We start from the raw sequence: 10,204 nt of genomic DNA, 5'->3' as shown, positions 1-10,204 counted from the left end.
CCGAAACCCAGCAACCCGCCGCTCCCGCTCCGAACCCCGAAATCCCCAACCAGTCCGGCGTGATCGAGCGCATCGAATTTCGCGGCGCGCGCCGGGTTCCCGCCGATACGCTGCGCGCCCTCATCTTCAGCAAACCGGGCGATCCATATAACGAGGAGACGCTGCATCGCGATTTCATCGCGCTCTGGAACACCAATCGTTTCGACGACATTCGCCTCGAAACCGAACCCGGGGAACATGGCGGAATCATCGTGCGCTTCGTCCTGACTGAACGCTCCGTGATTCGCACCATCAGCTATGACGGCATGAAGTCGGTGAGCACCTCGGAAATTCTGGATCGCTTCAAAGAGCGCAAAGTCGGATTGAGCGTCGAATCGCAATACGATCCGGCCAAGGTCCAGCGCGCCGCGGTTGTCCTGAAAGAGTATCTCTCGGAGCGCGGCCGTCAGTTCGCTACCGTAACCCCGGTGCTGCATCGCATTCCGCCGAATTCGCTCGAACTGATCTTTAAAGTGGACGAAGGTCCCAAAGTCCTCGTCGGCAAAATCAAGCCGGAGGGGAACGCCGTCTTCAGCGACCGCGAAATCATCCGCGCCATGAAGAATCTGCATCCCTACGGCATTCCGTATTCGATCTTCCTGGAAGACCTTTTCGCCAAGACCTACGATGCCGCGAAATTCGCCGAAGATCAGGAACGCATCCGCGAGGCCTACACCGACAAAGGCTATTGGTTCGCCAAAGTCATCAACGGCCAGGTCGTTCTGCGCGACGTGGGCGGGTCCGGCAAGACGCTGTTCTTCTTCAAGAACAAACCGGGCAAGCGCGCCGATCTCACCGTGCAGATTGAAGAGGGCGCTCAACAGCATCTCGCTAAAATTCAGTACGTCGGCGTCAAGCTTTTCCGCACCCCGGACGTACTCTCAAAACAGCTTTTCCAGATGACGCCCGGCGATGTCTTCTCCACGGCCAAATTGCGTAAAGGCCTCGAGAACATGAAGAAGCTCTACGCGGACTTCGGATATATCGATTTCGTCGCGGAGCCTACCATCGATCCCGGCCCCAAGGGCACCGACACCATCAATCTCACTTTCGACGTCGATGAAGGGAAGCAGTTCTTCGTTCGCCGTATTGACTTTGTCGGCAACACAACGACCCGCGACAAGGTCATCCGCCGCCAGTTACTCCTGGACGAAGGCGATATCTATAGCGGCCGCCTGTGGGACGCCAGCATCCTGCGCCTGAATCAGCTCGGCTACTTCGAAACGCTGAAGGAGAACGAGTCGTACGATATCAAGCGCAACCCCAACGAAAATACAGTCGACATCACGCTGAAGGTCAAAGAGAAGGGCAAGAACACGATCGGTTTGAACGGCGGCGTCTCCGGTATCGCTGGAACCTTCGTCGGCGCGAATTACTCCACCAACAACTTCCTCGGTCTGGGCGAAACGCTTTCGCTCGAAGCCCAGCTCGGCACCATTACCGAAAGCGTCACTCTGGGCTTCACCAAGCCCTACCTATTCGATACGCAGCTTCAACTGGGCATCCAGGGTTACGTTCGCCGCTACGATTTCAACCAGGCGCGCCAGGCTTCTCTGTTAGCCAATGAGAACCTGATTCCGTTCTATCAGGAACTCGGCTCCAACAACCTTCTGAACTACACGCAGAATTCGAAAGGCGGCTCGCTGTCGCTGAGTTATCCCATCCGCCGCAGTTTCGCCCGCATCTCGCTGACTTACGGTTTCGACGATTCAACCATCGTCCCCGGGACTACCGGAGCGACCAACTACTTCGAATACCTGCAGTTCTCGACGGTATCCGGGCCGAGCGCGCTCCGAGGAATTCGGACCAGCCGCATCGTTCCCGGATATCTCTATAACTCGAAGAATCATCCGCTTTCGCCCACCGCCGGAAAGAGTATCTATCTCGCGACCGAGTTCGCCGGAAGCGTTCTCGGCGGCAATGTGGATACGGTGAAGCCGACCGCCGATTTCCAATACTTCCATCCCGCCCCGCACTTCCTGAACCGGCACCATACGCTCGCTTTCCACCTGCTGACCTCGTTCATCACCGGTTACAGCGCCGGTCACGAAGCGCCGCCCACGGCGCGCGCGTTTATCGGCGGTGAGCAGGATGTCCGCGGCTTTGACTTTTACGGCATTACTCCGGTCGGATTCATCCCGAACACGGTGAGTATCAACGTGCTCAACCCCGACGGCACTCAGAAAACGATCAACACCATCGTCAGCGGCGTGCCCACCGCGACCGGGGTGACCATGACGGTTCCGTACTACCAGATCATTACGCCCGGCGGCGATACGCAGATTGTCGCCAATGCCGAATACCGCATTCCGATTTTTGGGCCGGTTTCGCTGGTTCCCTTCACCGACTTCGGTTGGAATCGGATTTCGGTTCCCAGCCAGTTGACCCTCGACGCCACGCGCGTGGCCCAGTTGAACGGCGAGTTCCCTCAGGCCAACTTCAGCAATCGGGTGGTGATCGCGCCGGGTACCGAGGCTCCGCGCATGTCTTCCGGACTCGAAATCGATGTCATCCTGCCCATCGTCAACGCGCCTTTCCGTGTCTACTACGCGTTCAATCCGCTCAATGTGCGCGAGTACATTCAACCGCCCATCGTTGCCGAACGGTCTTTGTTCCCCAACGAAGCGACTTACGGTACCTATATCGCCACTTACGGGCAATCCTATCCGTTCTTCGAACGAAGAGGACTCTTTCGCTTCACCATCGGCCGCACGTTCTAGGGAAGCGTCTGTAACCACGAGCTAAGGTAACGGCGGGGTGTTAGTATGAATTTTATCAATCCAAGGAGTAACAAGTGAAAGCTATTCAAATGGTCCGGCCACTTACGGGCGCGGCTCTGCTCGCAATGGCTGCCGGTCTTTGCCTTCAGGCACAGACCCCGGCCGCTGCCCCGCCCCCATCCGGCGGAAAGGTCGCGGTGATCGAAATTCAGGCCGCTATCTTCCAGACGAAGGAAGGGCAGAAAGCTCTAGCCGATCTTCAGGTCAAGTTCAACCCCGTGAAGACCAAGCTGGAAGCCAAGAAAGCTGAAATCGAAAAGAACCAGGACGCGTTGCGCAAAGGCCAGAACACCCTGTCGCCGGAAGCCCAGCAGAAGCTCGCGCGCCAGATCGATGCCGACACCAAGTCGCTCAATCGCGACACGGACGACGCCAACAATGACCTTCAGGAAGAGAACCAGAAGCTCATGAACGACTTAGGCGGCAAGATGTATGCCCTGATCGCGAAGTACGCCGCCGATAAGGGCTACACCATCGTTCTCGATGTGAGCGCGCAAACCACGCCGGTCGTCTGGGCTTCTCCGAGCAACGACATCACGCGGGATGTGATCGCCGCCTACGATGCCAGCTCCGCGGCCGGAACGTTGACCTCCGCCCCGATTCGTCCTCCCTCCGTAACGAGCTCGAAGCCGTCATCCGGCATCACGAAATAACAGCGGGCCATTGGTGGTACGCTGAAAGCGCTGGAGGTTCTGACCATGCCCCGCATCGCCCTTTTTCTTCTCGTTGCAAGTTCCTGCTTCGGCCAGCGTTTCACCAGTACGTTTAGCGGATGGGGCAGTGTGGCCCATCCCGGAACCGGCTTCCCCACCGGCACAGCGCGATCCGGCTATGGCGGCGGATACCGCGGCGGCTACCGCACCGGTGGCCATGGCTACGGCGGCGTGCTGGCCGTACCGTACTTCGCCGGCGGATACGGTTACGGCGGTTATGGATACGGCTACAGCGACCCGAGCGCCTACGTCGATCCCAACGCAGTGCCTGCGCCCGTTCCTCCGGTCGCCACTGCGCCCCCGGTCATCATCAACCAGTATTTCGGTGTTCCCCCTGGTGGGCCCGCCCCCGAAGGCCAGGACGATCCGTCTGTCCGAATTTACTCGCAGCCGTCGGCACAACCGATGGGTGACGGCCAGGGATCTCCGGATGCCCGCACCTATCTGATCGCCTACAAAGATCATTCGGTCTACACCGCGCTGGCGTACTGGATCGAGGGCCACACCCTGAACTACGTGACGACGTCCAACACGCACAACCAGGCGGACCTTAGCCTGATCGATGTCGATTTCACCACGAAGCTGAACCAGGACCGCGGCATGCCGGTCAACTTCAGCCGCTAGTTCGCAGAACGCTCGCGAGCGCATCACCGGCTTCATTCAATTGACTGGCGCGCCTGCAACCAGCGGCGGAGAGAGGCGTGCGTTTCCCTGGATCGGCAACCTAACCTAGAACTCCTGCGTAACCCGCAGCACCTCTTCCGGCGTCGTCACTCCGGCCGCGATCTTGTCCCAACCGTCCTCGCGCAGCTGGCGCATCCCATTCTTCCGTGCAGCGGCGGTTAAGCGGCCGGCATCTTCATTCGCCATGATCATGCGCCGGATTTCTTCGTTCAACTCCATCAACTCGAAAATGCCCACGCGTCCGCGATAGCCGGTACCGGAACACGTCGCGCATCCCACGCCGCGAAACGTCTCGACCTTGTTGCCGAAGGGCGTGTACTCCGGCGACGACGGCGCGATGCAGCCGCGGCAGATCTGACGCACCAGCCGCTGCGCCAGAACCGCCACCACGGAACTGGTGATCAGGTAATTCTCAACGCCCATGTCAGTCAGCCGCGTGATCGCACTGGGCGCGTCGTTGGTGTGCAGCGTCGAGAACACGAAGTGTCCGGTGAGCGCGGCGCGGATCGCCACGTCGGCCGTTTCACGATCGCGGATTTCGCCGACCATGATGACGTCGGGATCCTGACGCACAATGTGCCGCAGCCCCGATGCGAACGACAGCCCGATCTGCGGATTCACGTGGATCTGGTTGATGCCGTCCATCTGATACTCGACCGGATCCTCGATCGTAATGATCTTGCGCTCCGACGTATTGATGCGCTTCAGCGCCGAGTAAAGCGTGGTCGATTTGCCGCTGCCCGTCGGGCCGGTAACCAGAAAAATGCCGTGCGGCATCGACGTGAAATGCTCCATGCGATTGAGCATCTGGTCGTCGAAGCCGAGGCTGCGCAGATCGTAGAAATCGCCCGCCGAGCGATCGAGCAGACGCATGACCACGCTCTCGCCGTAGAGCGTCGGCAGCGTCGACACGCGCAGGTCGACTTCGCGCCCCAGGATCTTGATCTTGATGCGTCCATCCTGCGGCAGCCGCCGTTCCGCGATATTGAGGCGCGCCATCAGCTTCAAGCGCGAGATGATCGCTGCCTTCATCTCGCGCGGCGGCGAATCCTGATTAAACAGAACGCCGTCCACGCGAAAGCGAATGCGGAATTCCTTCTCGAAGGGCTCGATGTGAATATCACTGGCGCGCTTCTCGATGGCCTGCGCAATGGTCGCATTGACCAGCCGGATCACCGGCGCCTCGCTCGCCATGTCGCGCAACTGTTCGAGATCTTCGCTACCCTCTCCCGCCCCGAAATCGTCGTCGCCCGCGTGACGATGCGATTCGCCGAAGTAACGATCGATGGCGTCGAGCACTTCCTGCTCGCCCGCAAGCTCCGGCACCACGTTGAGACCGGTAAAGGAGCGGACCGCGTTGACCGTCTCGAAATCGAGCGGGTCCGCCATGGCGATACGCAAGCTCGCTCCGTCGAACGAGACCGGAATAAAGCGGGACTCGCGCATGAAGTCGGTGGCGAGGCCTTCCGTTTCCGGCAGCGCGGGCGGTTCGCCGATCTGCGAGAGCGGAATATCCAGCTGCTCGCTGATGATGGCCAGCAGATCGCGCTGCGCAATGAGCCCCATGTCCACCATGATCTTGCCGATGCGGTCATTGCGCTCGCTCTGCAACTCGAGGGCGCGCTCGAGATCTTCCTGCTCGATCAGCTTGCGGGCGATGAGGATTTCGCCCAGGCGCGGGGCTGCCCCGACGATTGGCATTAGAGCTCCTGAGTTTTGATGACGGAATCGAGCTGCGATCTCGGGATGCGGCCGGACTTCACGTCCAGCAGTTTGCCCTTCTCGGCTTGCATGACGATCTGCGACGGAAGTCCGGCCGTGTCTTCCCACTTGAAGTAAAACATGGTGGCGCCGCAGACGATCTGTTCGTTCAGCTGCACGCTATCGAGCGCCGGACTTTCCGCCATTGTGAACATCGCGTCGCGCATCTTCTCGCGCAATACGGGAACCATGCGGAGTTTACGATCATGGATTTCGAGAATATCTTTGAGGCTAAGTTCGCGAAACGGTGTCGGGATCGGCGTCGGAGGGCTCACCATTGTCGTAAACACAGCGCCGTAACCGGGCAGGTAGACGCCGCGCGTATTGCCGAGGATGTCAAATGACGACGGTCCGAGCGTGAACGCGCCGTCGATCTGCGCTTCAAGGCGCGCCATCGCAAAGCGGCTGATTCGCGGACTGTCAGCCAGCGCCGTTATGGCGAGGGCGAGCGCGGCGACACCAAGCACCGGGATGCCCATCAACGCTCTCTTCATTGCGCCGCGGTAGGAGCGGGTTCAGGTTCGAAAACACGATTGGAAGCCACCGTCATCACGCGTGAGCGGCGGTCCATAAAATCCATGGCTTCGGCAGCGCGTTCGATGGTGCGCTTCTGTTTCTCATTTTCAGCGGCCAAACGGTCAAGCCGCACGTTGAACCGCGCCTCGGACTGGGCCACCGCCTGACTGACCGCGTGTTGAATGCGGGCGTCGATCTCGGCATTCGTGGGAGCGCCCGCACCGGCCGCGGCAACCGGCCGAACCGCGGTCTGGTTGATTGGGGCGGGCGTGCGAAACGCATTCACGAAAATGGCGACGGCGAGCAGAGCCATCGCCGCAGCTCCGACGCGCGCGCCGGACATCCAAAAGGATTGCCAAAATCGATTCCAGCGCGACGGCTCAAACACCTTGTCGGAAACGAACCCAATGCGCCTCGGTAGTTCTTCCTCGGGCACCGACCGTAAGGCGAGCGTGGTCAAACGCAGCCCGTCGAGTTCGGCCGCGCAGCCGGTGCAGGTCGAGAGATGCTGGCGGACGGCGGCGCGCTCGGGCGGGGCGAGCGCATCGAAGAAATAGTCGCGGAGATCGGCGGGCGCGCAGTTCATGCAAGACCTTTCGTTTTCACTGGAGCTAATTGAATCTTAAGTAGTTCGAGTGCAGTATAGAGGCGCGATTTGACCGTCGAAACCGGGCAATCCAGCACCTCGGCCATCTCTTCGAACTTGAGTCCGTGGTAGATCTTGAGTACCACGGCTTCCCGCTGATCCGGCGACAGCCGTTCGAGCGCGTGGGCCGCCGCGAGGGAAAGTTCAACCGGGTACGCGGGTTCGTGCGGCGTTTCAATACCGGTGAGCTCGTCCTCGGGCTTACGGCGCCGGAACAGCGAGTACGCCTCGTTATGCGCGATCCGGAAGATCCACGGGCCGAAGCGCGACGGGTTATCGAGTTTGCGGATATTCTGATAAGCCTTCAGAAACACGTCCTGCGTCAGATCGAGCGCGTCTTCGCGATGGTTCAGGATGCGCAGCAGATAGTTATACACGCGCTTCTCCCAACGGGAAATCAGGAGGTTGTACGATTCGACATCTCCTTTACGCGTGCGTTCGATCAGGTCGGCATCCTCAACCGCCCGAAAAATCAAATTTTGCTCCTGGCTGCTAGACGCAGAATCCCGCGCGAAAGTCGATTCGTGGGATTTATTTCATTCTAGGACGATGCACCCCGGCCTGCGATCGGTCCCCCTCGCGGGCGGTCGATCGCGTCGGACCGCGCTACGCCTTTTCATAGAACGAAATGCCGAAATCCGTAGCCAGCTTTAACACGAATTATCCAACCCTTTCACTAATAAGCTCGTCAGTTAGTTCGAAGCTATTAAATTCTGAGGCGGAACGAAGAGTCGAGACGCACAAAAGGCTTTGTAGGTTGCAGCAAATCCGTACTTACAACGGACCGCTTTGGTAAATGAATACGTTGGTAGCGGGGGTGCAGCGATTCCGGCGAAGCAATTCACTTCAGGAAACAAATCTAAGGAGAAATGATTTGAAACAATTAGGACTACTTTGTGTGGGAACCCTGGTTCTCGCTTCGGCCACGTTACATGCGCAGGAAGTCTCCCGGTTCTCGTTCGATGTCGGTGGCGGCTTTACAACGCCTCTCGATACGATCGGAGGCAATACAGATGTTGGTTGGGGTCTTAAGGCAGGCGCAGGGGTGAACTTCAACTCCCATTTATCATTGATGGCTAACGTCGGGTACGATGCACTGGGTATCAACAGTACTAGCCTGGCGAACATCGGCGCGAACGGCGGCAATATCAATATTTTCTCGGCCCGGCTCGATCCCGTGCTTCACGTCGGCACTTACCATCACGCGGATTTCTATGTGACCGGCGGCGGCGGCTTGTACCGCGAAGAGCGCACCTTTACTTCGTATAACTCGACCGCGATCACAATTACCGATCCGTTCTTTGGCGCGGCTCCTGCTCCTCTGACACCCAGTTCCGCTCTCAACTACTCCGTGAACAAGCCGGGCTTCGATGCCGGCATGGGTGTTGCATTCGGGAGTAAGTGGCACGGTAAGTTCTTCGCGGAGACGCGCTTTAACCGTATGTTCCTGAACGGCGGACATGTGGATTACCTTCCGGTTACCTTCGGCTTCCGCTGGTAGGAATCGATTTACTCTGCAGGGGCGTGATAGCCGCGCCGGTAGGAAGTTCTTAGATCCATAGGCGATTCAAGCCCCTGCAATTGTAGAGTGACAGCGTGGTATCTACCATCGCGCTGCATCTGTTCGGGGTAATAACCGAGCAGATACTCATTGCGCAGTTCGCTCCCGATCTTAGCGCTAATCGCGGGTAGATCGCTTACATTCCGAATCCGGTAATGGCGGCCTCCGGACTGCTCGGCCAGCTGGTCGAGCAGCTGGGGGCCGTTCCTTTCTTCCTCCGGAGCGTCCTCGCCCAGCCCCCCATCGAAAACTCCCATCGCAAATACCTGCACATCGCTCTCATAGAGCTCATTCCTGATCTCGGTCGCCGAATGCCGGCTGTGGTTGTCTCCGCCATCCGAGAGGATGACCAGCGCTTTGCGGTCATTCTGCGCGCTTTTCATCGAACGAAGGCCCAGGTGGACGGCATCGAGAAGTGCGGTCTGGCCGAACGGATGGGTGTGCCCAATGCGCGCCGTGACCGCGTCCACATCGCGCGTAAACGGAATACATAACTTCGCGCCGTCGCTGAACTCGATCAGGAAAAACTCATCCTGCGTGTTGGAGGTCCGAAAGAAAGCCACCGCGGCTTCGACAGCTTTCGTCATCTTGGGACGCATACTGCCGCTCACATCGAGCAGCAGGCCCACCGAAACCGGTGCGTCGTCCTGCGTGAAATGCGTGATGCGCTGTTCGACATCGTTCTCCAGGATCCGGAAGTTTTCCTTCTGCAGCCCGGTGACGGGCACGCCATTCGGGCGCGTAACGTGCGCGGGAATCAGCACGAGCGACGAATCGGCGTGCAGCACCGGCTCAGGCGTGCCGGTCCGGCGCGGGTCGGGACGAGGCGTAATCGACGGGCCCGCGGACTGCGCATACACCGCCGTCGCGCAAACCACGGAAAAGAGGGAAACGACGGCACAGGTGAGGTGCAGCGGCAACCGGAGCATTCCGCAGATTGTATATCAAAAATGGGATCGGTGGGAAACCCGGTTCCGAGCGACCCGATTTTGAGGAGCGCGCCGCCCGCGAATCGAACCACACGGTTGACTATCTCGAAATCGGTTCCTGTCAGGGAGTGTCGATGGGCGTCATTGGTTCCGTACTAAGAAGCCCTGGCGCTCTGGGAAAGCTAACTTCGATCGATCCTTACTTCGACAAGCGTCCGCGCGACTTGGCTTTGCGACGGATGAGTCGAGTTGATCCGCCGCGATCGTAAGTACAACCTCATCTATATCGATGGCTCGCATGAGGGCTTACACCCGATCACGGACTTCGGTTTCTGTCGGGCACTTATCGCATCGGGCGGGATCGTTATGTTAGACGACCCCTACTGGCCGGACGTTGTCCCGGTTCGCGAGCTCTGCCGGCGACGCCTGGAAAAGAGTCGCGGAATGCTGGAAGGGGGTCGCGTTCCGGGTGAAAACCCTGGATTAGTTCCGAAAGTTCGCTCTTATTCTCCCCTGTAACCGCTTGATTGCATGCTATAGTCTCGGCCAACTGCCAACCAACGAGACCAGGAGCA

The 10,204-nt window shown here is 59.1% G+C and carries 9 protein-coding genes; 4 read left to right on the top strand and 5 right to left on the bottom strand.

Going from position 1 to position 10,204, the window contains the following annotated elements:
- The 3 genes from bamA to H1Y01_RS06355 all read left to right on the top strand — a co-directional run.
- Positions 1-2,759, top strand: a 2,759-nt coding sequence (gene bamA / locus H1Y01_RS06365) for an outer membrane protein assembly factor BamA (RefSeq protein ID WP_180539603.1), incomplete at its 5' end; no start/stop codon positions are given.
- Between the two features lie 74 nt (positions 2,760-2,833).
- A complete protein-coding gene (locus tag H1Y01_RS06360; RefSeq protein ID WP_180539602.1) occupies positions 2,834-3,472 on the top strand; it encodes an OmpH family outer membrane protein in 639 nt (212 codons plus the stop codon).
- 45 nt (positions 3,473-3,517) lie between these two features.
- Positions 3,518-4,156, top strand: coding sequence for a hypothetical protein (locus H1Y01_RS06355; RefSeq protein ID WP_180539600.1), 639 nt, complete (start codon positions 3,518-3,520; stop codon positions 4,154-4,156).
- 105 nt (positions 4,157-4,261) lie between these two features.
- Here H1Y01_RS06355 and gspE read toward each other — a convergent pair whose 3' ends face one another.
- The 4 genes from gspE to H1Y01_RS06335 are packed head-to-tail and all read right to left on the bottom strand — an operon-like array spanning position 4,262 to position 7,615.
- Positions 4,262-5,917 (bottom strand): type II secretion system ATPase GspE, encoded by a 1,656-nt coding sequence (gene gspE, locus H1Y01_RS06350; RefSeq protein WP_180539598.1) that lies wholly within the window; start codon positions 5,915-5,917, stop codon positions 4,262-4,264.
- Entirely contained in the window at positions 5,917-6,471 is a 555-nt protein-coding gene (locus tag H1Y01_RS06345; protein WP_180539596.1) for a hypothetical protein, read from the bottom strand. The genes gspE and H1Y01_RS06345 overlap by 1 nt, the downstream gene beginning before the upstream one ends.
- Complete coding sequence (locus H1Y01_RS06340) at positions 6,468-7,079, bottom strand: anti-sigma factor family protein (protein WP_180539594.1); 612 nt, start codon at positions 7,077-7,079, stop codon at positions 6,468-6,470. Before H1Y01_RS06340 ends, H1Y01_RS06345 begins: the two co-directional genes overlap by 4 nt.
- Positions 7,076-7,615: an RNA polymerase sigma factor gene (locus H1Y01_RS06335; protein WP_180539592.1), complete on the bottom strand. Its 540-nt coding sequence runs from the start codon at positions 7,613-7,615 to the stop codon at positions 7,076-7,078. The genes H1Y01_RS06340 and H1Y01_RS06335 overlap by 4 nt, the downstream gene beginning before the upstream one ends.
- Positions 7,616-8,013: 398 nt before the next feature.
- Here H1Y01_RS06335 and H1Y01_RS06330 point away from each other — a divergent pair, with 398 nt between their 5' ends.
- Entirely contained in the window at positions 8,014-8,640 is a 627-nt protein-coding gene (locus tag H1Y01_RS06330; RefSeq protein ID WP_180539590.1) for an outer membrane beta-barrel protein, read from the top strand.
- Positions 8,641-8,648: 8 nt separating this feature from the next.
- On the opposite strand, the gene H1Y01_RS06325 is transcribed toward H1Y01_RS06330, so the two are convergent.
- Entirely contained in the window at positions 8,649-9,629 is a 981-nt protein-coding gene (locus H1Y01_RS06325) for a VWA domain-containing protein (protein WP_180539589.1), read from the bottom strand.
- Positions 9,630-10,204: the final 575 nt, after the last annotated feature.

The sequence above is a fragment of the Nevskia soli genome, from assembly GCF_903970205.1.
In the GTDB taxonomy this organism is placed as follows: domain Bacteria; phylum Acidobacteriota; class Terriglobia; order Bryobacterales; family Bryobacteraceae; genus Bog-113.
Note: the sequence above shows the minus strand (reverse complement) of the source record. Positions and strands in the feature narration are given on the sequence as shown.